Annotated in this window: 16 protein-coding genes and 1 pseudogene; 7 read left to right on the top strand and 10 right to left on the bottom strand. The window is 64.6% G+C overall.

The features are described 5' to 3' along the window. Nucleotides 1–228: 228 nt before the first annotated feature. The 3 genes from F7D09_RS09585 to F7D09_RS09575 form a co-directional block, all read right to left on the bottom strand. A complete protein-coding gene (locus F7D09_RS09585) occupies nucleotides 229–873 on the bottom strand; it encodes an anthranilate synthase component II (RefSeq protein ID WP_152235273.1) in 645 nt (214 codons plus the stop codon). Between the two features lie 306 nt (nucleotides 874–1,179). Next, nucleotides 1,180–2,361, bottom strand: a complete 1,182-nt coding sequence (locus F7D09_RS09580) for a class E sortase (RefSeq protein WP_376863436.1) — start codon at nucleotides 2,359–2,361, stop codon at nucleotides 1,180–1,182. A 263-nt stretch (nucleotides 2,362–2,624) separates the two neighbouring features. Then, on the bottom strand, nucleotides 2,625–3,416 hold the full coding sequence (locus tag F7D09_RS09575) for a DUF881 domain-containing protein (RefSeq protein WP_152235272.1): 792 nt from the start codon (nucleotides 3,414–3,416) through the stop codon (nucleotides 2,625–2,627). Between the two features lie 75 nt (nucleotides 3,417–3,491). Here F7D09_RS09575 and crgA point away from each other — a divergent pair, with 75 nt between their 5' ends. Next, nucleotides 3,492–3,947, top strand: a complete 456-nt coding sequence (gene crgA / locus F7D09_RS09570; RefSeq protein WP_152235271.1) for a cell division protein CrgA — start codon at nucleotides 3,492–3,494, stop codon at nucleotides 3,945–3,947. A 440-nt stretch (nucleotides 3,948–4,387) separates the two neighbouring features. Here crgA and F7D09_RS09565 read toward each other — a convergent pair whose 3' ends face one another. The 5 genes and pseudogenes from F7D09_RS09565 to F7D09_RS09540 form a co-directional block, all read right to left on the bottom strand. After that, nucleotides 4,388–4,828 (bottom strand): hypothetical protein, encoded by a 441-nt coding sequence (locus F7D09_RS09565; RefSeq protein ID WP_152235270.1) that lies wholly within the window; start codon nucleotides 4,826–4,828, stop codon nucleotides 4,388–4,390. Between the two features lie 178 nt (nucleotides 4,829–5,006). After that, nucleotides 5,007–6,263 (bottom strand): THUMP-like domain-containing protein, encoded by a 1,257-nt coding sequence (locus F7D09_RS11750; RefSeq protein WP_376863438.1) that lies wholly within the window; start codon nucleotides 6,261–6,263, stop codon nucleotides 5,007–5,009. Between the two features lie 429 nt (nucleotides 6,264–6,692). Further along, nucleotides 6,693–7,001: pseudogene (locus F7D09_RS09550) on the bottom strand (SAM-dependent methyltransferase); the annotation flags it as partial. A 318-nt stretch (nucleotides 7,002–7,319) separates the two neighbouring features. After that, nucleotides 7,320–7,964 carry a hypothetical protein gene (locus F7D09_RS09545; RefSeq protein ID WP_152235269.1) on the bottom strand — a complete coding sequence of 215 codons (645 nt, stop codon included), beginning with the start codon at nucleotides 7,962–7,964 and terminating at the stop codon, nucleotides 7,320–7,322. Between the two features lie 985 nt (nucleotides 7,965–8,949). Then, entirely contained in the window at nucleotides 8,950–9,759 is an 810-nt protein-coding gene (locus tag F7D09_RS09540) for a rhomboid family intramembrane serine protease (RefSeq protein WP_152235268.1), read from the bottom strand. Between the two features lie 134 nt (nucleotides 9,760–9,893). Between F7D09_RS09540 and F7D09_RS09535 the strand changes: the two genes are divergently transcribed. From F7D09_RS09535 to F7D09_RS09525, 3 genes are all read left to right on the top strand, one after another. Then, nucleotides 9,894–10,124, top strand: coding sequence for a hypothetical protein (locus F7D09_RS09535; RefSeq protein ID WP_152235267.1), 231 nt, complete (start codon nucleotides 9,894–9,896; stop codon nucleotides 10,122–10,124). Nucleotides 10,125–10,604: 480 nt separating this feature from the next. Continuing rightward, the gene (locus F7D09_RS09530) at nucleotides 10,605–10,979 is read left to right on the top strand and encodes a hypothetical protein (protein ID WP_152235266.1); all 375 of its coding nucleotides are present in this window, start codon (nucleotides 10,605–10,607) and stop codon (nucleotides 10,977–10,979) included. Between the two features lie 269 nt (nucleotides 10,980–11,248). After that, nucleotides 11,249–15,517 (top strand): bacterial Ig-like domain-containing protein, encoded by a 4,269-nt coding sequence (locus tag F7D09_RS09525; protein ID WP_193312431.1) that lies wholly within the window; start codon nucleotides 11,249–11,251, stop codon nucleotides 15,515–15,517. A 316-nt stretch (nucleotides 15,518–15,833) separates the two neighbouring features. Here F7D09_RS09525 and F7D09_RS09520 read toward each other — a convergent pair whose 3' ends face one another. Beyond that, nucleotides 15,834–18,278 carry a glycogen/starch/alpha-glucan phosphorylase gene (locus F7D09_RS09520; protein WP_152235264.1) on the bottom strand — a complete coding sequence of 815 codons (2,445 nt, stop codon included), beginning with the start codon at nucleotides 18,276–18,278 and terminating at the stop codon, nucleotides 15,834–15,836. Nucleotides 18,279–18,524: 246 nt separating this feature from the next. Between F7D09_RS09520 and F7D09_RS09515 the strand changes: the two genes are divergently transcribed. After that, nucleotides 18,525–18,953, top strand: a complete 429-nt coding sequence (locus F7D09_RS09515; RefSeq protein ID WP_152235263.1) for a sterol carrier family protein — start codon at nucleotides 18,525–18,527, stop codon at nucleotides 18,951–18,953. Between the two features lie 526 nt (nucleotides 18,954–19,479). Here the strand turns inward: F7D09_RS09515 and F7D09_RS09510 are convergent. After that, nucleotides 19,480–19,863 (bottom strand): DUF3073 domain-containing protein, encoded by a 384-nt coding sequence (locus tag F7D09_RS09510; RefSeq protein WP_152235262.1) that lies wholly within the window; start codon nucleotides 19,861–19,863, stop codon nucleotides 19,480–19,482. 142 nt (nucleotides 19,864–20,005) lie between these two features. On the opposite strand from F7D09_RS09510, the gene trpS reads away from it, so the two are divergent. Together trpS and F7D09_RS09500 are read left to right on the top strand one after the other, a co-directional pair. Next, nucleotides 20,006–21,100, top strand: coding sequence for a tryptophan--tRNA ligase (gene trpS / locus F7D09_RS09505; protein WP_152235261.1), 1,095 nt, complete (start codon nucleotides 20,006–20,008; stop codon nucleotides 21,098–21,100). Between the two features lie 1,326 nt (nucleotides 21,101–22,426). Further along, nucleotides 22,427–24,169, top strand: a complete 1,743-nt coding sequence (locus F7D09_RS09500; RefSeq protein ID WP_152235260.1) for an amidohydrolase — start codon at nucleotides 22,427–22,429, stop codon at nucleotides 24,167–24,169. The last annotated feature ends 176 nt before the right edge of the window (nucleotides 24,170–24,345 follow it).

Genomic DNA, 24,345 nt, shown 5'->3' with positions numbered 1-24,345 from the left:
AATCGAGCGGGGCGTGCGCGACCTGCCCGAACTCGAACAACGCGCCACCCAATGGATCCACTCCATCACCACCCCGACACAACACGCGCAACAGCTTGACAATGTATAGGAGCATCGGAACGTACTCGTAGCGACTGTTTCGAGTACGGTCCGTTGGATGGAGAAGCGAGCGCGGCGACAGCCCAGCGGCTGGTTCGCCCAGCGGAAAGACGGCCCTGGCAGGGCGGCTCAGCGGTTGACTTTGGGCTGGAGGCCGATCGACTTGCCGACGGCGTTGGTCTGGCCGCAGACGGACAGCCAGTTGGCGAGCAGACGGTAGCCGTCCTGCGTCATCACCGATTCGGGGTGGAACTGGACGGCGTACAGCGGCAGCTCGCGGTGCTTGATGCCCTGCACGATGTGGTCGTCCTTGGTCCACGCGGTGACCACGAGATCGTCCGGCACGGTGCTCGGCTCGACAGCGAGCGAATGGTAGCGCGTGGCGGTCATCGGATTGGCCACGCCGGCGAAGATCTCGTCGTCGATGTGCTCCACGAGGCTGGTCTTGCCGTGCATGATGGTCGGCGCGTGGTCGACCGTGCAGCCGTACACTTCGGCGAGCGCCTGCAGGCCCAGGCACACGCCGAACATGGGCTTGCGCAGCGTGGCGCACAGGCGGATCATGTCTTCGCTGGCGCCGGAATCGGCGGGGGCGCCGGGGCCGGGGGAGATGAGCACGCCGTCATAGCCGTCGAGCACGCCGGGCTGGGACGGGTCGACCGCATCGTTGCGCACGACGTCCACGGTCGCGCCCAAGGTCTTGAGATATCCGACGATGGTGTACACGAACGAATCGTAGTTGTCCACCACCATGATGCGTGCCGAATCAGTCATGCTGCCCTCTGTTTCTTCCGTCGGCGGCGGGTCACTCCCGCGCGGCCGTTCACCGCACCATCGTACGTCAACGGGAAAACGTCGCGTCACGCGGGCCGCCCAATCCACGTGACGCAGTTACGCAAACCCTCGGTTTTTCAACGTTTCGCAGGCACACGTCACTCTGCTCGCCCTTGCACGGTGACGCACTCTCGCGAAGCCTTGCAAATACTGGCGTTTCGCGCGCGTCACTCTGCAAGGGCGAGCAGAGTAACGTTGTGGACGACCGCCGAGACGGCGACGCACGCCGGCGGTGGTACACGGACGTCAGTCGGTGACCGCGTAGTTTGACATGCTTTGCAGGATCGGGATGTTGCTCGCCGCCCACGGGCAGGCCCACTGGATCAGCGCCACGGAGGCGATGAACAGCAGCAGCACGAGCAGCAGCCAGCGAATCGCCAGCGGTCCCGGCTGGTGACGCAGCAGCCAGCCGTAGATGCTCACGTCCGGACGGCGGCGCTTGCCGTCGCGGATCTCACGCAGCACCGGGTAACGCCACGCCACGAGCGCGGCGATGTACAGCACCAGGTACGCGACGAGCGCCCACAGCACGATCGGTTCGAGCGTGCCCAGCTTGGAGACGATCGACTGGCCCTTCGAGGTGCTCGCGAACGCGACGGACTCCGCGCCGCCATCCGTGGCCAGCTCCTTCGGCACGCCGTCCGAGACCTTCGCCCAGTAGGAGAACTCACCGTAGCTGATCCAACGGTGGGTGGCGGTCGAATACTTCGGCTCGCACGTGGTGAGCGTGATCATGCGCTTGGTGGGCTGCGCGCCCGGATTGTCCGGGTTCGCGGCGATCACCTCGGAATGCTCGGGGGTGACGATCTTGTAGCTCGTGTACTTGTACACGTACCAGTAGTCCTTGGTGCGCACGATGATCGGGTCGCCCTCCTGCAGCAGGTCGACGTCGCCGAGCGGACGGCCGTAGCCGTTGCGGTGGCCGGCGACCGCGAAGTTGCCGACCGCGCCGGGCATCTGCGTGGTCTCGTAATGGCCGAGGCCGTGCAGCGACAGCTCGGCCTCGTTCGTGCCTTCGACCACGTTGCGCACCCAGCCCTGGCCGAAGCGTGGGATGTACACCTGCGCGACCAGTTCGCCCTCGCTCGCGCTCTGCGGCTGCACGGGAACGTTGCTGGCCGACTGCTCCTTCGCGACCTTCGACGAGTCGCCGCCGGCAGGGTCGGACCATGAGGCCTCCTGCCGCTGCTCGACCTGCGCGTGCTCGGCCTGCACGCCGGTCCACCACATCTGCCACACCACGTACAGCGCGCAGATGGCCGCCATCGTCATGAGGATCTCGCCGAGGATGCCGAGCGCGGACCACAGTACGCTGCGCTTCGGCTGGTTGTTCATGGCCGCGAGCCGAGCCGCGCGACGGCCGCCGGGCACCGCGCCGGCAGCAGCGCCGGCCACTCCCGGACCGCCGGGGACGCCGTTGCCGCCCATGCCGAGCGGCGGCAGCGTCATCGTCGTCTCGCCGGACGCGTCAGCGGCAGCGGCTCGGCGGACGGGCTGCGGCGGCTGCGGCAGGGCGGACCAGACGGATGCCGGCTGCTGTGCGGCGGACGCGGGAGCAGACGGCACGGCGGTGTACGGCTGTCCGTATGCGGATGCCGACGCCGCTGCGGTGCCGGCATCCGGATTGTCCGGCAGCGGCACCTCGAAGTCCTGATAATCGCCCTGTATCTGCTGCGAATCCTGCGAATGCTTCATTCCTTGCTCCCGTCTTTGGTCACGGACGCATAGCGCAGCGGCTGCAGCGTGGCGGCCGACTGCTCGAATACGAGTTCGTTCTTCGTCCTCACATCCCAACCGAGGCCGAATGCGCTGACATATTCCTTATACAGCTTAACGGCGTTGGAATTGTCCAGCGCGTCGAGCATGGCATCGGTCGGGCCGATAGCCGAGATGGTGAACGGCGGCGAATACTTCTTGCCCTGCAGCAGCAGCACATTACCCTGGCAGATGACCGCCGAGTTGAACAGCACACGCTGGTCCATGATCATCATCGACTCGGCGCCGCCCGCCCACAGTGCGTTGACGACCGCCTCCACGTCCTCCTGATGGACGACGTAATCGTTGATGTTCGCCGCCGAGCCGGAACTGTCCACCATGTTCTCCCACAACGGCGAATCGTTGAGCGTCACAGTGACGCCCGGACCCTTGACCTTCGGCAGCATCGTGCCGGAGCCGGCGTCGTCCGAGGACGGCGATGCGGAGGTCTGCGATCCGGAGCCGGACGAGCCCTCGGACGTGCCGGAGCTCGCGAAATCCTTGAGCGTGTTGACCTGAGAGCTCAGGTCAAGCACGTCCTTACGCAACTCGTCGACCCGTTTCACGCGTTGTTCCACGAGCTGCGCCGTGTCGTTGGAGACGGTCGCGGTGCGGTTGACGCGCATGTTCGTCATGAGAAGATACCCGGAAAGCGCCACGATCAGGCACACTGCCGCGCCGCCGAACCATGAGCGGCGGGCGGCGTGCTTGCTGGTGTGTCTTGCCATAGTTCCTCCCAGTGTGTCTCTTTCGAGTGTAGCCGCTATTATGTGTTTTTAGCCTAATGAATGGAGACTACGCTTATGGCTGATACAGAGCTGCACGAGACCGACTCGGAGGCCCAGAAGGACTGGCAGGCCGAGGACGCCGTCAAGACCAGCGACGACGCTGCCCAGAATGACGCCGCCGAGAAGGACGCTGCCGACGACGAGAACTACGGTGTGTCGATGGATAAGGTCGAGGCCGTGCTCAACGCCACCGCCGACAAGAAGGACATCACCCCGCAGATGCAGCGCATGATGGCCCGCCAGGCCGAGAACACGCGCCGCGTCGAGGAGACGATCAAGGGCACGAAGTCGAACCCGCGCTGGTTCGTCCCGCTGTTCTGCGCGCTGATGATCATCGGCCTGATCTGGGCCGTCGTCTACTACCTGTCCCCGGGCGGCGTGTGGCCGATTCCGAACATCGGCGCCTGGAACCTGGCCATCGCGTTCGCGATCCTCATGGTCGGGTTCATCATGACGATGTGGTGGCGGTGACGTCCGCCCACTGACTGGTGATGGGGATGTCCGTGCGGCCTACTGCTGTGATGTGGGTCGGGGCGTCCCCGTTATCGCAAGCCTGCGGCGAGTTTCAGCCGGCTGGATTGTGTGTGAGTTGATTCGCACATGTGCCAGCCGGCTTTCCGTGTTTGTGCGGGATGTTGGCGGCGGAGGTGGCCGGACTACTCCCGGTTTTCTCCCATCTGCGACCTTCCATATGGGAGAAAACCGGGAGAACACCATCCCAACTCCTGATTTTCTCCCATTACACGGGGTCAAAATGGGAGAAAACCGGGAGAGCGGCTTCCCTACTCCTAAACTCCTCCCATCCGGAACCTCCCCAATGGGAGGAAGTCGGGAGTACACCACCCCAACTCCCGACTTCCTCCCATTACGACAGCCCGAAATGGGAGAAAACCGGGAGTCTGCCGCTACCGTTATTCCGTCACCAGCGGATAGTCGCCGTCGTTGAGCCGTTTGCTCCAGGTCTCCCATGCGGGGACCGTGCAGGTCGCCGACTTGCCGCTCTTGTCATCCACAAGACGTTCCATGCGCACGACACGGCACGAGACGTCTGCACTGTCGTCGCCTGTGCTGTCGCCGTCAACCGGCGATACGGTCAGCGTGTACTGCTTGTCCGGGTCATAGTCGTCCCCCGTCACCGTGCGCTTCCAGGTCTTGGAGAACCGCGCACGCCACAGCACGCCGCTGTCGTCGCTCCAGACCGCCTCGGCCTCGCCGCCGGCCGTCGCGGACAGATCAAAACCAACGTCGCCATCAACAGCATCAGTCGGCTGCGTTGCCGTCTGCCGCTGGCTGGAACAGCCGGAAACCGTCAGCAGGATGGCGACGGCAAGGGAGAGAAGTCCTTTTTTCATATATCAATGGTACTCAGTTCACGATTTGACGCGGCCGGAAAATCGTGAACGGCACCATGTGCGAACGAACATGAGAAAGCCCGGAATTCCAACGCCCCCGTCACCGGCCATGTGCATAGTTGTGAGGTTTACCGTTCACGATTTGCGAGCGCCGGCAAATCGTGAACGCCCGGCGGCCCTATTTGTGCGCCCGCACGATCACATGGCGGCCGGCCGCGTCCGTCGTGCCGAACAGGTAGACGTCGCCGCCGTCGCGCAGTTTGAGTTTGCCGCGCAGCTGCACGGCGGTCAGCGGGAAGTTGCGCACGGCGATGTTGGCGGCCTTGACGCCGGCCAGCGCACGTTTCAGTTCCTTCTTGCCCATGCCGCAGATGGCGTCGACGGTGAAGCCGCGGCCGGGAAAGTCCGGCACCGGCTCGGCGGCCATCATCAGGTGGCTGTTCGGTCCGATCTGCGAGACGCCATATCGCTCCTCGACCAGCCGGAAGCAGCCGGCCTTCATGATCGACGCGTTCGGCTCGTACAGGTAGCGCGCGGCGTCAGGCGGCACAACAGAGCCGGACGCTCCCGCCGGCGCACCGCCGTCAGCGCCGCCCGCCGCGACGAACTCGCCGTCGATGATGTCGAACGCCAGCCGATCGTCGTCGTTCACGCAGCACACGCGCACCGGGCGGGAGCCGTCGTCGGACGTCTCGCCGCCCGACCGGCCCAGCACGAGCAGCAGTTCCTTGCACTCGTTCGCAACGGAGACGATGTGCACCTCGCGCACGGCACCGCGAAAGTCGTCGACGGCCTTGCGCCAGTCGAGCATGGGGGAGAGTTTGACGATCACGTGCGGGGTGAGCGTGAGCAGCCGGTCCTTGAGCGCGAGCACGTCCGGCGTGCAATCATGAATGGCGTACGTGCGGCCGCCGTGCGCATCGCGGCGAGCCGGATCGAGATAGATGAGGGTGAGCGACGCGGCGGGTGCGGAGGCGGCGGGGGACGGCTCGCTGGACGAGGGGGCGCCCGGCGAGCCTGCAGACACTGCGGCAGGCGTGGAAGCCGTGGAGGACCGCCCTACGGCGGGAGCGGCGGCAGGGGACAGCTCGGCGAACGCGGCGGAAGAATCGGAAGAGTCAGCTGTCGGCATGATTGGCTGTTCGGCCGTCGCGGCAACAGCCATGGCAAGCGCGGCGGACGAGTCAGCGGTCACGGCGGTCTGCTGTGCAGCGGCGACGGCCTGACGCTCGGCTGCGGCAAGCCACTGCTCGGCTGCGGCAAGCCACTGCTCGGCGGTCTCGTTGACGACCTGCGCGTGCTTCAGTCCCAACGCACGGAAGTTGTGGCTGGCGAGCGCACACAGGTGCGGCTGCCGCTCCACGTAAACGGCGTGGGCGAAGGCTCGGGCCATGGTCGAGAAGTCGACGCCGAAGCCACCGGTCAGGTCGACCATCGTCCCCGGGAAGGGAGCGGTGCGTGCGGCGACAGCGGCAGCATGGTCGGCAGCGGCACAGCCGCCAGCAGCACGGTCGTCAACAACACAGCCGTCATCGTCGCGACGACAACTGACACCGCCATCGCGCACTACCTCCCTGTCACAGCGGGTAGCTACCCGCTGTGACAAATGACGCACCTGATGACGCACCTGAGACGAGGTGCGAACAACATCCACCGGGGGCAAGGGCTCGCCCGTATCATCCTGCACTTTGCTGTCACAGCGGGTAGCTACCCGCTGTGACGGGGAGGCGCTAAGTGGGATGGAAGTGGTGGAGGTCGTGGAAATGGCGGAGGCGGCGGAAGCGGCGACAGCACCCGACAGCATTGCGGCGTCGGCCGGAGTGGGCGAGGATGCAACAGCGTCATCGGACTGTGCGGACGACTGCGACGTATCCGACTGCAGCGCGACCGGCTGTTGCGCGACCAGCCGTCGCGCGAGGTCGGCCTTGTACTGTGCGGTGAACTGGGACGAGCATTGTTCCATCGACAGGTGCGGCGGATAGACGATACCGTCGCAGGCGCCCCACTGCGGCAGTTTGCGACGCGCGGTCTGCCAGCCGGCAATCTGGTCGAGCGCGAACGACAGATCGAGGTCCGGCGTGCGCTTGGCTCGCAACGCAAGGTCACGCACGTCTTCGGTGCGGTGTGCGGCGATGAAACGGGCGGTTTCGGGCGTGATCTGCAGCTCTTCCATGGCTGACATGGTAATCGGCGATATCGTCACGACGGCGGCACCGTGCGGGCGGACCGTACGGAATCTCGCAAAACGTCGCAACCCGTCACGCGTGCCGAGCGACCCACGTGACGCCAAGCGCCCGTCACCGCATGATCAGGCTGCATGGTACGTCACGGTCGCATCACACGGACCGCGCGAGCACAGTGACGCGTCCCGGGCACAGTGACGCACACCCCGGTCACGGTGACGCACCCCGCGAACTGCGCAGGACACGATGATGCACGCTCGACTCATGCGTGAGCGAAATGACTGCGCAGGGCGCAACCGGGCGCAACATTACTTGCTGCTCTTGCCGGCTGCGACCTCGTTGATGATCGTCTGGTAGTGCGCAGATTCGGATTGCGGATACGACATGAACGCGGACGCGAACGGCAGGTCATCCGTGGGGCACTGCTGCAAGAAACGCCTCAGCTGGTCGTCGCTGAGCCCGCCCGGAATATAGATGCCCGGCTGGCCGGACGGCGGATCGGGCAGCCAGTCGAATCCTTTCGCGCGGCAGTCGCGGGCGAAATCGATGGACGCCTGCACTTCCTTCTCCGGAAACTCGACGGTGGAGTCCGCGCCGACCGACGGCTGCACGAAATCCGGATATTTGCTTTCGCACGCCTGGTAATCCTTCTGCCGCGACGCGTACGGCGTGCCGGCGAGACCGGACGAATCCTCGAACATGACCCACGCGCGGCCCTGTTGGTCGGTGCCGCTGTTGCTCACAGACGGGTACAGGTCAAGCGACTCGAGACCGTCCACACCGTTCGGCGACGAGACGGGATTGCCGGCGGCGTCCAGAGCGCGCACCATGACCGCGGTCTTCGGCGCGTATTGGGCTCCGGCGACCACATACACGTCCGCGCCGCTCTGAACGTCCGTCTCGAACCCCTTGCCATCCAGGCAGCCGGCGAACTGCTTTGCCTGCCGCTCCATCGACGCGATGACGCTGGTCTTGCCGGCATCGTCATCGGTCGCGCCGCCGGTTGACGCGGAATCACGGCCGTTCGTGCCACACCCGGCCAGCGTCAGGCAGAGCGCCAGCGTCAGCGTCGCGATGATGGGCGATGATGCTGCCTTTTTCTGATCATGATGATGCTCCTTGTGCCGCCCTCGCGTCGTTGCGTAGCGGAGGCTTCTTGCGCCATCAGCATAGCATTGTTGCGACGCTCGGGGATGTGCGGGAATGTGCGATTCGCACGGTGACGGGTGGATGTTGTCCACAATGGGGGCTCGATGTGGATAACTCGGTTATCCACATGCGGAACCGTTGCCATTACTGGGATTGTGGAATGTTATCCACAAGTTATCCACCGTCTATCCACCAATGTGCACCGATTTACCCACAATCCACATCAGGTTGTCCACAAATGTGGATAACTCTGTGTACACATTATCCACAGCAGTTCGCAGCAGCAAAAACCGCTATTTTCCAAGGGTTTTGCACGGTTCGCCGAGTTATCCACAAGGGGTTGCCCACCACTTATCCCCGAGTTATACCCAACTTATCCACAATGTTTTCCACATGATGTGGAAAACTACATGTGTGTAATTCCCCGAGCACCCACTATATGTGCCTCGAGGAGCCTGTTGACATCGGTAGATATACCCCGCAAATCGGCCTGCAGCAACGCTTGCGGGGCTGTTGGAAGCCGCGGCGGCTGCCAAATCGACCGCCGGTTCCAGGGTGTGGATTGAGTGGACAACAGACGTGCACTCATGTGGATAAGTCGCGTCGACGGTGCCACGACAAGGGTTCGCCAGGTTCCGTTGTAGCGGCAGCGTCGCCGCCACAACGTCATCGTCACAGTAGCGTTGCAGTACTGTCACCACGGCAGCACCGTCACAGTAGCAGCACCGTCGCCGCCGCACCGTCACTGCGATTCCGTCACCGCAACGTCACAGCCGCCTCACCTCACCGTCACGACGCGACGCCAACCGACGGCAGGGTCGTCCACGTCGGCGCCGGACTGGCCATGTCGCACAGCAGCACAGCGAGAATGATCACGCCCAACAACAACGCACCGTACACGGTCGTGCGCATGCCAAGCCCCGCGCGCAGCATGAACTTCGGACCGGACACCAGCAGCCACGTGAACAGGCCGCCGATCAGGAAGCCGCCCACGTGCGCCTGCCATGCGATGCCGGGCGTGAGGAACGGCATCAGAAAGTTGATGGCCATCCAGATGAGCATCGAGCGGATATCCTCACCGATGCGGCGATAGACGATCAGCAACGCCGCAAACAGGCCGAACAGCGCGCCCGACGCACCGTACGCGCCGGTCAGCCAGCCGTCGCCGCCCGGATCGAGCGCCGCCCACGCCATGAGACCGAGCCCGCCGCCGAAACCGGAGATCAGGTACAACGCAAGGAACGGCCAATGGCCCATGAGCCGCTCCAGCATCGGGCCCACGCACCACAGGGTCAGCAGGTTGAACGCGATGTGCATCACCGACTTCGGCGCATGCAGGAACATCGACGTGACGAACCGCCACGGCTCGCCGGCCGCGAGCAGCGGATCGAACCGGCCGTAGTAGATCATGATCGCGCCGCCGACCGGCCAGACCAGCATCAGCAGCGCCTCGACGATCCACACCGCCAGGCACACCAGCATGATCGCGCCGGTGATGACCGGGCCGTTCGACTGCCACTGGTAGCGCAGCGCGTTGCGGTTGAACAGGCTGCGCGCCGAAGGGGAGTCCGGGAACAAACTGAAACGTCCATTGCTCATAGCTGATACTGTAGCCGACGGGCGGCGATGAGGTGCCATGTCGCGCACGCAATCGCCACATTTTACGATTTATGATGGTATGCAGAGTTGGTTTTTGAATGGGCAAGCCAACCAGGATTGGGAAAGGAGCCGTCATGGAGAACAAGTCTTCAAACGGTTGGAAGTTCTTCGCATTGTTCTTTGGTGCGCTGCTGGCCGCCGTGGTTGGCCTGTACATCTACAAGCAGCAGAACCCGGATTATGATCCGTGGGAGGAGCCGTGGGAGAACAGCTCGTCTCCGGTCGACCTGGGTCTGGAGAAGGGCGAGGACAAGGGCGACGCCGCGGAAGCTGACGCCGCCGAGGCCGCGCCGGCTGAAGCCTGAGTTTGCGGGCGACGTTCGTTCGGGTGGATGATGTCCGGGCGGCGGCGCTGTGACGAACGGCAACGGGGGTTGCAGGATGACGTCCTGCAACCCCCGTTTTGCGTGTGGTTGGTCGTGGGTCGGGCTGCGGACGGGGACGGCCGGACGCTGCGGACGGACCGTCGTTCGTGCTGGCGGCTGTTTTGCGGAGCCGCCGTTTGCGCGGGCCGTCGCCGACGACGGAACATCGCCCGTGACGGAACGTACTCGTAGACGCTACCCAAGTACGTTTCGTCATAGATTTCCAACGGACCGTACTCGAACCGCTGCCCACGAGTACGGTCGGTCAGGAATTCCCAACGAAACGTACTCAAACCACCGATTCCGAGTACGTTCCGTCATCAATTCACAACCGACCGTACTTAAACCGCCTTCCCTGAGTACGCTCCGTCATAAATTCCCAACGGAACGTACTCGTAGACGCTCCACGAGTACGTTTCGTTGAAGATTCCCAACGGAACCGTACTCAAACCACCATCCACGAGTACGGTCGGTCGATTAGGCGACATTGCGATTGACGAGGCCGGCACGCATCGCAACCGCCGACCGGACACCAACAACCAACCACCGCCGGCCACCGCGACCAACCAGCCGACGTTGCTTGGCTGCGGGCGGATTGTCCGCGACACGCCCGATGAGGTGATTCGGCGGAAAAACCTCCTGATTGTTTGCGCAACCATCGACATTGGCGCAATTCCGCCAATTTGGTACACAGATAAACCACTAGATTTATCAACGAGTCTCGATGTGACCGGTTACGTCGCTCGCGACAAGCAATGGTTGCGTTGCCACCAACGGGCAACGGTGCTAGAGTGACGCGCAACGGAACCGGCGCAACGGTTTCGCGCTACCGGAGCCATCACAATGCCGTACCCGATGACCCCGAACGTACGGCGCCGAAACACCATCGCCGACACTGTCGCCGACCCCGATCCCGACCCTACCGACCCTGCCACCGCAGTCACCAACGACGACACGACGGCACAGAGACAACCAGGGACGACGACCAAAGCCGACGAGGAGGCACCGGCTCCGGCAGAGGATGCGACGCCGCGCCCGGCAGCGCGGCCCGGGAAGGAGAATCCATGTCAACCATCATCAGAAGAATCGCGGCCTGGACCGCCACGATCGCCACGACCGTCGCCACCGGCGTCGGCATCGCGGCCCCGGCTGCCGCCGCCGAGCCGCCAACGACAGCAGCCACGGCAGGCAACACCACGGTCATCACCCCGAACCCCTGGTTCCAGAACGGGCCGTTCCAAGGCTGGGGCACCTCGCTCGCATGGTTCGCGAACGCCACCGGCTCCTACGGCGAGGAGGGCTCCCTCACCCAATCGTCCGGCGACGCCACCACCGACGCCCAGGCGCTGGCCTACGGCAAGGCGCTGCGCGAACAGTTCTACCAGTCCATCTTCGGCAAGGACGGCCTCGACCTGAACATGGCCCGGTACAACATCGGCGGCGGCAACGCCTCAGACGTGGGCTACGGCTACCCGTACATGCGGCAGGGCGCCGCGGTCCCCGGCTACTGGGCGGACGACATCGACGGCTCCAAGAACCTCTACGGCGGCGTCACCACCAGGAAGACCGACTACAAGAAGCTCGATGAGGCGTTCGACGCCACCAAGGACAGCAGCTACGACTGGTCCAAGGGCAAGGCCCAGGAATGGTGGGTGCAGCGCGGCGCCGAGACCGGAGACATCACCAGCTGGGAGGCGTTCGCCAATTCCGCCCCGTACTTCATGACGTACAACGGCACGATCACCGGAACCGGCACCAAGAACCAGTCCGACCTGCAGGACGCCGAAAAGTTCGGCCAGTACCTCGGCAAGGTCGTCAAGCATCTCGAAGACACCTACGGCATCAACATCAGCACCATCGAGCCGTTCAACGAATCCGAGAACAAGTCCCGCGGCACGCCGGTGGCATCGGCGGCCAAGACCGCGGCCGGCGCCTACGGCGAAGAGCACAAGGAGCTCGTGGAACGCTACGACTCCCTGTTCCCGAACATGGACAAGAACGTCACCACCTACGACCTGAGGACCAAGAAGCCGCAGGAGGGCATGTACGTGTCCAACGACCAGCAGCAGGCGACCATCCGCTCCCTCAGGCAGGCCATCGCCAGCAACGGCCTCAACGCGAACGGCACGACCGTCATCTCCGGCACCGACGCCTCGAACGCCGGCTCGTTCGGCGGCTCCTATGACGGCTGGGACCAGGACGTGCGCGACTCCGTGGGCCAGTACAACGTGCACGCCTACAGCCAGGGCGGCCAGTTCTACGTGCGCGACATCGCGCAGGCGGACGGCAAGCCGCTGTCGATGAGCGAGGTGGACGGCGACTACACGTCCGAAAAGCAGTTCAACCCCTACGACTTCAGCAACGCGCTGGGCATGGCCGAGGAAATCAACAACGACGTGTACGCGCTGCAATCGCAGGACTTCACGTTCTGGCAGGTCGTCGAGGACCTGTACAACATGCAGACCCCGACCACCGGCAGCAACCCCAACGGCGAGAACCTCAACTGGGGCACGGTCTTCATCGACTTCGACTGCACCGTGGCCGGCAAGGGCACGGACGGCAAGGGCGCGCTGTTCTCCAAGCGCCGCGTCGACCAGAACGGCGGCAGGACCGACGGCCTGAAGCCCTGCACGGTGCTCGCCAACACCAAGTACAACGCCGTGCGCGCCTACACGCAGTTCATCCACAAGAACGACGTCATCCTCGCCAACAACGACATGCTCAACACGATGACCGCACGTTCCGCCGACGACAAGACGCAGACCATCGTGCACCGCAACGCCGGCGACACTGACGAGACCGTCGTGCTCGACCTGTCGAAGTACGGCGATGTCGCGGCCGACGCCGCAGGCAAGCTGTACCTGACCACCACGCCGAAGCAGGACGCCGCGGACACCGCCACGCCCGCCGTGCTCAACAGGACCAGCAACCAGCTGCAGAAGAACGGCGTGACCGTCGATCCGACGGCCAAGACCGCCACCTTCACCGTTCCGGCCGGCTCCATCGCCTCCGTGCAGCTGACCGGCGTGAGCGGCGTCAGCAAGGACGCCGAGACCATCACCGACGGCGGCACCTACCAGCTCGTCGGCCAGCAGTCCGGCAAGGCGTTCACCGTCACCAAGGGCAACGACGCCGCGCAGATCGACGACCTCGCCACCGACGCGTCCACCGCCGCCACCCAGCTGTGGACGTTCCATGAACTTGCCGCCTCCGCGCAACGCCCCACCGTCCGCCGTTACGTCATCGAATCGGCCGATCACCGGATCCTGACCGCGGACAAGAACGGCACGGTCAGCCTCAAGGACGGCACCGTCGACGCGGCGCGCAACGACACCTCGGCCATCTGGACGCTGAACACGGACGACAGCGTGCACGTCAGCCTCGTCAACTCGCTGTCGCGCGGCGCACTGGACGTGACCGGACGCAAGACCGCAGCCGGCTCGGCGGTCGGCACCGCGGGATCCACCACCGGAAGCACGTCGACCAGCGCACGCAACATCGGCAAGCAGATCACCAGCCAGACCTGGCAGGTCCGTTCCACCACGCCCACCGGCGTCAAGGCCGTGCACGCGCAGACCGCCGTCGGCGTGACGCCCTCGCTGCCGAGCAGCGTGACGCCGCAGTACCCGTGGGGCGACGGCTCCCCGGCGCAGGTCACGTGGGACACCGCTGCGCTGGCCGAGCAGGTGGCGCACGCCGGCACGGTCACGGTGAACGGCACCGCGACCGACCTGTACGGCAATACAGTGCAGGCCACGGCCACCGTGTACGTGGGCGCGTTCACGGTGAGTGATCCGACGTCGATCACCGTGGCCGCCGGCACGACCGCGGCCGCGGTGAAGGACGCGGCTCCGGCCACCGTCAAGGCGCACGTCGGCACCGGCGAGGCGCTGGACACGACCGTCACCTGGCAGTGGGACGACGCGCAATCGGGCGATGTCACCGACGCCACGTTCGCCAAGACCGGTGCGCTGACGGTCACCGGCAAGGCGTCCGACGGCGCGAACGGCACGATCCCCGCAACGCTGACCGTACTCGTCACCGACGCGACCGTCGAGAACGGCCGGAACGTGGCGGGCGAAGGCACGCTGGCGGCCTCGTACGCGCAGGGACGCACGCCCGTGACGAACCTGGTCGACGGCCGCAACGACACCGCGTGGGGCGACTGGGCCGCCAAGGGCACGAACAAGCCGTCGCCGTGGGTGAGCTGGACGTTCGCCACGGCGACGCGATTCAGCAGCGTCGACATCGCCTCCTTCGGCGAGGCCACGCCGAAACGGTTCACCGTGCAGTATCTTGACGATTCCGACACATGGGTCGACGCCGGCGTGGCCGCCGAGACAGGCGACCGCGTGAAGCAGGGCGACATCACCGCCGCGGACATCAGCGCGATCCCCGCAACGAAGGGCATCCGACTGGACTTCACGTACGCGGACGGCGACGCCGACTACTATCTGAAGCTCGCGGAGGCGCACCTGTACGAGGCGAGCGTCGTGCCGAAGCCCGCTTCGGTGGGCACGCTCGCCGACCTGCGCGTCGGCGGCGCGAGCGTCGACGGGTTCGCGCCGAACCGTTACGACTACGACCTGTCCGGCACGGTGGACGTCGACACGGACGCGTATCCGCTCGTCCAGGCGTTCGCCACGGATGCGGCCGCGAAGGTCGACGTGTCGCAGCCGACCGCGGACAACGGCGGCAAGACCGTCGTGACGGTCACGCCGGCGGACGGCGGCAAGGCCGTCACGTATACGGTTGATTTCGGACCGCTGTTCCGGCTGAGCGGCTTGAAGGTCCGCGCCGGCAAGACCACGTATCAGGTCGGCGAGCCGTTCGACCTGGCCGGGCTCAAGGTCACCGCGGTCTACTCCAACGGCAAGCGCACGGTCGAGAAGGCCGTCGCCGCCGACGACCCGGAGCTCGCCGTCACCGGATTCGACTCGCACGCCGCCATGGACAAGCAGATCATTACGGTCACGTACCGCGGGGTGTCCGCGTCCTACGCGATCACGGTGGCGGCACCCGGCGCCGAGCAACCGACGATTCCGAGCAAGCCCGGGGATGGAACCGGCGGCGGCGGCAGCGGCGGTTCCGACGGTTCCGGCGACAATGGTTCCGGTTCCGACAATGGTTCCGGTGCCGGCGACGGTTCCGATGGTGCGGTGTCCGGCGGTGACGGCACGCATGCCGCAGGCCAGGCGACGGACAACGCAACGGATCACGCGGAGCTGAGCCGCACCGGCTCGTCCGTGGCCACGATCCTCGCCGTCGGCGCGCTGCTGTGCGCGGCGTCCGCGGTCGTGACCATCGCACGGCGCAAGACGACCGCGCGATAACGAACCAGAAATGACGAAACGTACTCGTAGCCGTTCCACGAGTACGTTTCGTCAGGAATTACTAACGGACCGTACTCGAAATGTCCCTACGAGTACGGTCCGTCGTACAACCCACAACCGACCGTACCCGGAATCACGTCCCCGAGTACGGTCGGTCGAAAAACCACAACGAAACGTACTCGAACGGACGGTCCGGGTACGTTTCGTCACCCCACAAACAACGAAACGTACCCGTGGAACTTCCACGAGTACGTTTCGTCAATCAGATTGCGTCACCGCGACTGTCAGCCGTCGCAACGCAGATGACGCTCCGCAATCACGCGAGCGGGCCGGTGTGCCAGATGCGGGTGAGGTAATCCTCGATCGAGCGGTCCGAGCTGAAGTAGCCGGAGTTGGCGACGTTGAGGAGGGCCTTGCGGTTCCACTCGAGCTGGTCCTGGTAGAGCTGCTCGATCTCGCCCTGGATGTCCATGTAGGCGGAGAAGTCGGCGAGGGTCATGAACCAGTCCTTGGTGAGCCAGTCGGCGACGAGCGGCGCGTAGGCGTTGCGGTCGCCGTTGGAGAAGGTGCCGCCGGCAACGAGGTCGATGGCCTGCTTGAGGCGCGGGTCGGCTTCGTAGTACTTGGCGGGGGAGTAGCCGTCGGCGTAGAGCTTGTCGACTTCCTCGACGGTCATGCCGAAGAGGAAGAAGTTCTCGGCGCCGACCTTCTCGCGGATCTCGACGTTGGCGCCGTCGAGGGTGCCGACGGTGAGCGCGCCGTTGAGGGCGAACTTCATGTTGCCGGTGCCGGAGGCTTCCTTGCCGGCCTGGGAGATCTGCTCGTCGAGCTCGGTGGCCGGGATGAGGTTCTGGGCCATTTCGATGTTGTAGTTCGGGAGCATGTGGACGGCCAGCTTGCCCTGGACGTCGGGGTCGTTGTTGACGACGCGGGCGACGTTGTTGATGAGCTGGATGGTCATCTTGGCCAGGTAGTAGCCGGGGGCGGCCTTGGCGCCGAAGAAGACGGTGCGCGGCTGCAGGTCGTCGACGGAGGCGGTGCCGTTCTTGATGGCGGCGTACTGGGAGATGACGGCGAGGATCTTGAGGGCCTGGCGCTTGTACTCGTGCAGGCGCTTGACCATGGTGTTGAACATGGTGTTCTCGTCGATGTCGATGCCGTAGTGGTCCTTGGCGAACGTGACGAAGTCGCGCTTGTTGGCGGCCTTGACGGCGGCGAACTTCTTGACGAATTCGTCGTCGTTGGCCAGCGGGGCGAGGCCCTGGAGCATCTCGAGGTCGGCGACCCACTTGTCGGTGCCGAGGCCTTCGGTGATGAGGTCGGACAGGCGCGGGTTGGCGAGCTTGACGAAGCGGCGGGGGGTGACGCCGTTGGTCACGTTGGTGAACTTCGTCGGGTAGGCGTCGGAGAAGTCCTTGAGGGTGACGTCCTTGAGCAGCTGGGAGTGCAGCTCAGCCACGCCGTTGACGTGGGAGCCGCCGTAGGTGGCGAGGTAGGCCATGCGGACGGCGTCACCGGTGTAGATGCGCATGCGTTCGATGGTCTTGTCGTCGATGCCCTTGCCCTTGAGCTCGTCTTCGAACTGCGCGTTGATCTTCTCGATGATCTCGAGGTGGCGCGGCAGCAGTTCGCCGATGAGGCTGGCCGGCCAGACTTCGAGGGCTTCCGGCAGCAGCGTGTGGCAGGTGTAGTTGAAGGTCTTCTGGGTGATGGACCACGCGGTGTCCCAGTCGTAGTCGTACTCATCGATGAGGATGCGCATGAGCTCGGGGATGCCGATGACCGGGTGCGTGTCGTTGAGCTGGAACGTGATCTTGTCCGGGAAGGTGGTCAGGTCCGGCTTGGCTTCGCCCGGGTAGAAGACGCGGATGGCGTCGTGCAGGGAGGCGGAGACGAAGAAGTACTGCTGCTCGAGGCGCAGCTCCTTGCCGACCTTGGTGGAGTCCTCCGGGTAGAGGATCTTGGAGATGTTCTCGGCCTTGACCTGCGGCTTGACCGCGTCCATGTACTCGGAGCGGTTGAAGGCGAGGAGGTCGAACTCGTCGTAGCTCTTGGCGGTCCACAGGCGCAGGGTGTTCACGCGCTGGGACTTGTAGCCGGGCACCAGGTAGTCGACCGGCACGGCGCGCACGGACCAGGCCGGCTTCCACACCTTCTTGCCGTTCTCTTCGACGACCTCGCCGCCGAAGGAGACCTTCTGGTCGCGGTTGTAGTCGATGTGGCCCCACGGCTCTTCGTTGTTCAGCCAGTAGTCCGGGGTTTCGACCTGCTTGCCGTCGGCGTCGAACTTCTGCTTGAAGATGCCGTAGCGGTACTGGATGCCGTAGCCGAAGGCGGGCACGCCCAGCGAGGCGAGGGAGTCGATGAAGCAGGCGGCGAGACGGCCGAGGCCGCCGTTGCCGAGGCCCGGCTCGTATTCGGCGTCGATGATGTCCTTCGGCTGGAAGCCGAGGGCCTCGACGGCCGCATCGAACTGGTCGGTCAGGCCTGCGTTGAGCAGTGCGTTCTCCAGCTGCTTGCCCATGAGGAACTCGGCGGACAGGTAGCCGACGGCCTTGGTGTTGCCGTTGACGGTGGCGGCCTGGGTGGTGAACCAGGCATCCTGCAGGTGGTTGCGCACGGCCTTCGCGGCGGCGACGTACACGTCTGCGGCGGTCGCCTGTTCGGGGGTGACGCCCTGGGTGTACTTCAGCTGCTCGCGGATCTCGTCGGCGAACTCGCCCGACGTGACCGGCGACTTGGGTGCAGTAATTTCAGTCATGTTCTGACTCTCTTTCCGGTTTTGTTGTCCTGTTGTATTATCCGCTGGCTTCATGACCGCGCATAAAAGTCCCGGTGAACGCTGCGTAACGTTATGCAATCGTTTGCAGAACATCTGTCATCTTAAGTGGTTTTTCAGACAATTCCGCCGCTCACGCTACGTAGTTCCATACTATCGACACCCGTTCCCGCGCGTGACACGGCCTGCACGCGCCGGCTACGCGGCCCACGCGCGATAATGGCTGGTATGGCAGTGATCAGGGAACGCGACTTGGCTGCGGGCCGCCGCAGTTGGGATACGTGGAAGATGGCGGCGTACGACATGGCGGACGCCGTCGAAAGCGGCAGGACCGACCATGCGATGACCGAGGTGTCGCCGCGGCTGGTGCGCACGACGTGGGCGATGGCGGTGCGGTACACGCTGTACCTGCTCGAGCGGCGCGCGCCCGGCCCCGGCGTGGAGGTGCGCGTGGCGCCGTGGGGTGCGGTGAAGATCCTCGACGGACCGGCGTCGGATCCGCATAATCTCACGCCGCCGGACGTGATCGAGCTGGAGCCGGACGTGTGGCTGCGGCTCGCGTCGGGCATCACGACGTGGGCGCAGGAGAAGGCTGCCGGGCATATCACCGCGGTCGGCGAGCGCGACGACCTGAGCGCGCTGCTGCCGCTGGAGTGAACGGGCGGGTGCGTGGCGGGTCACCCCGGTCAGCGTGACGCACAACCCGGGCAGAGTGACGCGTAACCCGAGCAGAGTGACACCGTACCCGGTCACAGTGACGCATGACACGGTCACAGTGACATATCGTCCGAGCAGCGTGGCGCGCGACACAATCAAAGTGACGCGCAACCCGAGCAGCGTGACGCACAACCCGATCAGCGTGACGGATTGGCCGGTCAGCGTGACATACCACCCGCTCACAGTGACGCGTTACCCGATCGCAGTGACGCGAGACCCGAGCAGCGTGATACGTCACCCGAGCACGGTGACGCAATACCCGGTCGCAGTGACGCACTTATCCGTCATTTACGCATGAATAACGTCACTCTGCTCGCCCTTGCAGAGTGACGCACCACTGCAAACCGTTGCAAATACAGGGTTTTCAAGGGTGCGTCACTGTGCTCGGGCGAGCAGAGTGACGTTTTGGCGACGCAAGATGCGACATAACAGCGCGACGCGAGACACGCAAACGCGCGCGGTGCGGTCAGGCCTTCTTGGGCTTGAGCGCGCTCGGCATCGGCATGGGAATCGGCTTGTGCGGCACCGGCTTCGGCATGACGGCCGGCTTGGCCTTCGCCGCCGGGAACTCGCCGCTCGTCGCCTTCGCCGCGGCCTCCGCAGCCCACTTGGCGTACTCGTCAAGATCATCGTCCTCGGCAGCGCCTGCCGGCTGCTGAGAATTGTCCACCTGAGCGTCCGAATGGTGAGAATACTGTGCCTCGATATCGGCAAACGGATCCGGCGACCCAGTGCCCGGCTCCTGCGAGCTCAGCTCCTTGGCGAGCTCATCATAATCGGTATCGGTGGTCAGGTACTTGAGCTTTCGGGCTATTTTCTGCTGCTTGGCTTTCTGACGTCCGCGGCCCATGTGACCCCCTGGGAAATAAATGGTGCTATCAATTCATCACATAAGAGAGTACCACTTGTTACGCGATGAATGGGATGTCGGCTCGGACTTTTACGATAAAAGCGATATTTTCAGGCGTTTTCAAGACACAAAGGCGATGTATATGACGGATCAGGAACAGCAGTTGACCGCAGCCGGCAATGAAATGAGCGCGAGCTTCCTCGCCGCGAAAAAACGCTCCGACGAGACCCTCGCCAAGCTGGAAGCCAACCCCGGCAAGTTCACCATGCTGACCGGCGACCGCCCCACCGGACGACTCCACCTCGGCCACTACTTCGGCTCCATCCGCGAGCGCGTCGCCATGCAGAACCGCGGCGTCAACACCAACATCATCATCGCCGACTATCAGGTCATCACCGACCGCGACACCACCGAACACATCCAGGACAACGTCCTCAACCTCGTGCTCGACTACATGGCCGCCGGCATCGACCCCAAGAAGACCATGATCTTCACGCACTCTGCAGTGCCCGCCGAAAACCAGCTCATGCTGCCGTTCCTCTCCCTCGTCACCGAAGCCGAACTGCACCGCAACCCGACCGTCAAATCCGAAATGGAAGCCTCCGGCCACGCGCTCACCGGCCTCCTGCTCACCTACCCCGTCCACCAGGCGTGCGACATCCTCTTCTGCAAGGCCAACGTCGTGCCGATCGGCAAAGACAACCTGCCGCACGTCGAAATCACGCGCACCATCGCACGCCGCTTCAACGAACGCTACGCCAAGAAGCACCCCGTGTTCCCTGAGCCGGCAGCCATCCTCTCCGAAGCCCCCGAAATTCCCGGCCTCGACGGACGCAAGATGAGCAAATCCTACGGCAACTCCATCATGCTCGGCGCCACCGCCGAAGAAACCGCAAAGCTCATCAAGAAGAGCCCCACCGACTCCGAACGCCGCATCACCTTCGACCCGATCAACCGCCCGCAGGTCAGCGCACTGCTCACCACCGCCGGCCTCGTCACCGGCCGCGACCCGAAAGACATCGCCGCCGAAATCGGCGACTCCGGCGCCGGCGCACTCAAAAAGTACGTCATCGACTCCGTCAACGAGTTCCTCGCACCCCACCGCGAGCGCCGCGCCGAACTCGCCAAAGACATGGACTACGTGCGCGACGTCCTCGAAGACGGCAACAAGCGCGCCAACCAGATCGCCGAAGAGACGCTGGATGAGGTCCGCTCCGCCATGGGCATGAAGTACTGATTGTTGTGTGATGGAGCGTTATCTGCGTTGCAGAAGACTCGACGTGCCCAAGCACGCCTTCGCCTTCTGCGCCTTGATACCGCACACATCACACAACAATCAGCCCTAAGCCCTATGGAGCGTCTTCCGCGTTACGGGAGGCTTGACGTGCCCGAGCACGCCGGCGCCTCCCGCGCCTTGAAGCCGCACGCATTACGCCAATCAGTACCCTCAAGGATGCAGAAGACTCGGCGTGCCCGAGCACGCCTTCGCCTTCTGCGCCTTGATACCGCACACATCACACAACAATCAGCCCCATGGGGAGAGCGCCTCCCGCGCCTTGACGACACACGCGTTATCCCATTCCTCAACGCCACTAGGCGGAGCGTCATCTGCATCGCGGGAGGCTTGACGTGCCCGAGTGCGCCGGCGCATTCTGCGTCTTGAGGCTGCACGCGTTGCACCAATCAGTACCCAGGCGCCGGAAAAGGCCTAACGCATTCGCGCGCGTCGGATTTTTTGTGTTATCGCAGGCAGTGCGTGACGAAATGGCTTAATTTGAGGTGCATTCCGGAGTAGGCGGGCATCGCCGCCGGTATACGCGGCAAAGCACTGCAGAAAATGGCGGAATAGCGTCACCGAGGCAAGCCGTTTCCGCCGGGATACATGGCACGACGCCCGCCTACTCCGGAATATGCCTCAAATCAAGCCAAATCTGCCCGCGGCCGCCTCTCTCCTCCCCCTCCATTCCTCCCCCCAAGATACACAATGTGCACCTTGGGGATTTTTTGTGCAGGAAATGTGAACACGGGAGGTGGATTGTGCGCCTTAAGGCGCACAATCCACGCCGCCGGCAACGCAAGATACACATTGTGCATCTTCGGGAGAGCGCGGCAGCCCCCGAACATGGCGGCATCCGAACACGGCGGAATCCGAACACGGCGGAATCCGGGCGCGGCAGCGTCAACGCGCAGCGACACCCGCACACGGCGGCATCCACGCGCAACGACAACAGGGCGCGGACCCGAGCATGGTAGTACCCGCTCACGGCGGAATCCGGGCGCGGCAGCGTCAACGAGCAGCGACACCCGCACGCGGCACCACCCAAGCGCGGCGGCACCCACGCGCAGCGGCACCCACGCATGGCACACGCCGTCAGGTTCCGTACACCGGATATTCGGTATACACTGAAGAATTGGTAACCGTAAACCGTCAATGGTGACGTTCAATAGCAAAGCAGTATGACGAAGCCATCGAGACGACAGCCACGGGCGATTCGCCGCCAACAGCAGTGCGAGCGCTCACGGCAGGCCATCTCGAAACGGGAAACATGGCAGGGTGGGCAACATGATAACGATAACAAACGCACGAGTTCCAGGGTCCGGACGGCCCATCGACATCGAAGTGCAGGGCGGCGTCGTGACGCGGGTGTCAATGCCCGTGACCAGCGAGGCCGCCGTATCGGCCGACGTCGCCGACGCGACCGCCCGCATCTGGCCCGCCGATCTTGCGCCGACCACGGATTTCAACCATATGCTCGCCGGCGTCGGAGGGGGCACGCCGGCAATCACAGGTGCAAGCCGCAGCAGCGCCGGCGCCAACCGCGACGACGAGGCGAACACGGTCATCGACGCAGCCGGCCGCTGGATCATCCCCGGCCTGTGGGACCATCACACGCACTTCACCCAGTGGGCGTCCACATTCGGCCGGCTCGACCTGATCGACGCACGCAGCGCCGGCGAGGCGATGGACATGCTCCGCCGGTACATCGACGAACGGCGGGCGGCCCCCGGCGGTCTCGACCCGGACACGTTCGTGGTGGGCATGCGGTTCCGCCACTCGCTGTGGTCACGCTACGAGCAGCCGACGCTCGCCGCCATCGACGAGGCGACCGGCGACCAGCCGGTGGCTCTCTCGAGCATGGACATGCACTGCGGCTGGGTGAATTCGGCAGCGGCACGACGGCTCGGCGTGAGCGTGGAGAAGTCCGGCCTGGTCGGCGAGCTGGACTGGTTCGACGCCTATTGCAAACTGGACAACGCTCCCGGCGCGGCCGACGAGACGCTGCGGATGATCCGTCTGGCCGAGGCGGACGCGGCACGCAAGGGCGTGGTCGGCATCCGCGATTATGAGATGACCGACGACAACCTCGGCATCTGGATGAAACGGTTCGTCACCTGCGCCCCGCAGCCCGACGATTTCGAGACGAATCCGGCGTGGCACGGCATCGACTGGGAGGAGTCGTTCGCACACGGCATCCGCGGGCTGCGCGTCGACGCGGGCGTGTACCCGGAGCAGCTGCAGACCATGATCAACTCGCACTGGCACACCGGCATGAAGCTGCCCGGCAGCGACGGTCTCGGCCGCGTGGGTGCGATGAAGATGATCGCCGACGGTTCGCTGAACACGCGCTCCGCCTACTGTTCGGCCCCGTACACCGACATCTTCCCCGACTCGTACGGAACACTGAGCTACACGCCGGACCAAATCGAGGCGTACTTCCATCTCGCCACGCGGCACGGGTTCGACATCGCATGCCACGCGATCGGCGACGAGGCGAACACCATCGTGCTCAACGCGGCCGAGGCCACGCGCGCGCACGGCTCCATCGAGCACGCGCAGCTGCTCAAGCCGAAGGACATCGCGCGGTTCGCCAAGCTGGGTATCGCCGCGAGCATCCAGCCGCAGCATGCGATGGACGACCGGGACGTGATTGCGCGGTTCTGGGCCGAGCCGGCGGGCATCCCGTACGCGTTCCGCTCGCTGAAGGAATCCGGAGCGACACTGCTCATGGGGTCGGACGCGCCCGTTGCGCCACTCGACCCATGGATGGCGATTTCGGCGGCGGTGTTCGGCTCGTTCACCTCCGACCGTTCGCCGTTCCAGCCGGAGCAGCGGCTGGACGTGCGTACCGCGCTCGCCGCATCGACCGCCGTCGGCCGCGACACGCTGCAGGCGGGCGACCAGGCCGATCTGGTGCTGCTCGACCGCGACCCGTACGCGGCCGATTCGCCGGAGGAGATGCGTGCGATGGGCGATCACGTGGCCGCGACCATGATGAACGGCCGCTGGACGTACAACGTGCTGTGAGGGGTGCGGAGGCTAATGGCGGGTGACGCTCCCCCACCCGCTACGCGGGAGCCCCCTCCACTGAACTGCGCCCCAAAAGTTGGACGTGGTTTATTAAAGGGTACCAGACCGGGCTGTGGGGAACGTGTCCCGGAATTCCTCCGGGGTCAGTCCCCCCAGCCGTTCCTGGCGTCGTT

Origin of the sequence: Bifidobacterium leontopitheci (assembly GCF_009193355.1) — a bacterium.
Taxonomy (GTDB): domain Bacteria; phylum Actinomycetota; class Actinomycetes; order Actinomycetales; family Bifidobacteriaceae; genus Bifidobacterium; species Bifidobacterium leontopitheci.
Note: the sequence above shows the minus strand (reverse complement) of the source record. Positions and strands in the feature narration are given on the sequence as shown.

Bases quoted from the DNA above. Each gene is read 5' to 3' on its own strand.
- F7D09_RS09585 (WP_152235273.1), bottom strand. From the start codon at position 873: ATGACTGATTCGGCACGCATCATGGTGGTGGACAACTACGATTCGTTC.
- F7D09_RS09580 (WP_376863436.1), bottom strand. From the start codon at position 2,361: ATGGGCGGCAACGGCGTCCCCGGCGGTCCGGGAGTGGCCGGCGCTGCT.
- F7D09_RS09575 (WP_152235272.1), bottom strand. From the start codon at position 3,416: ATGGCAAGACACACCAGCAAGCACGCCGCCCGCCGCTCATGGTTCGGC.
- crgA (WP_152235271.1), top strand. From the start codon at position 3,492: ATGGCTGATACAGAGCTGCACGAGACCGACTCGGAGGCCCAGAAGGAC.
- F7D09_RS09565 (WP_152235270.1), bottom strand. From the start codon at position 4,828: ATGAAAAAAGGACTTCTCTCCCTTGCCGTCGCCATCCTGCTGACGGTT.
- F7D09_RS11750 (WP_376863438.1), bottom strand. From the start codon at position 6,263: ATGGTCGACCTGACCGGTGGCTTCGGCGTCGACTTCTCGACCATGGCC.
- F7D09_RS09545 (WP_152235269.1), bottom strand. From the start codon at position 7,964: ATGGAGCGGCAGGCAAAGCAGTTCGCCGGCTGCCTGGATGGCAAGGGG.
- F7D09_RS09540 (WP_152235268.1), bottom strand. From the start codon at position 9,759: ATGAGCAATGGACGTTTCAGTTTGTTCCCGGACTCCCCTTCGGCGCGC.
- F7D09_RS09535 (WP_152235267.1), top strand. From the start codon at position 9,894: ATGGAGAACAAGTCTTCAAACGGTTGGAAGTTCTTCGCATTGTTCTTT.
- F7D09_RS09525 (WP_193312431.1), top strand. From the start codon at position 11,249: ATGTCAACCATCATCAGAAGAATCGCGGCCTGGACCGCCACGATCGCC.
- F7D09_RS09520 (WP_152235264.1), bottom strand. From the start codon at position 18,278: ATGACTGAAATTACTGCACCCAAGTCGCCGGTCACGTCGGGCGAGTTC.
- F7D09_RS09515 (WP_152235263.1), top strand. From the start codon at position 18,525: ATGGCAGTGATCAGGGAACGCGACTTGGCTGCGGGCCGCCGCAGTTGG.
- F7D09_RS09510 (WP_152235262.1), bottom strand. From the start codon at position 19,863: ATGGGCCGCGGACGTCAGAAAGCCAAGCAGCAGAAAATAGCCCGAAAG.
- trpS (WP_152235261.1), top strand. From the start codon at position 20,006: ATGACGGATCAGGAACAGCAGTTGACCGCAGCCGGCAATGAAATGAGC.
- F7D09_RS09500 (WP_152235260.1), top strand. From the start codon at position 22,427: ATGATAACGATAACAAACGCACGAGTTCCAGGGTCCGGACGGCCCATC.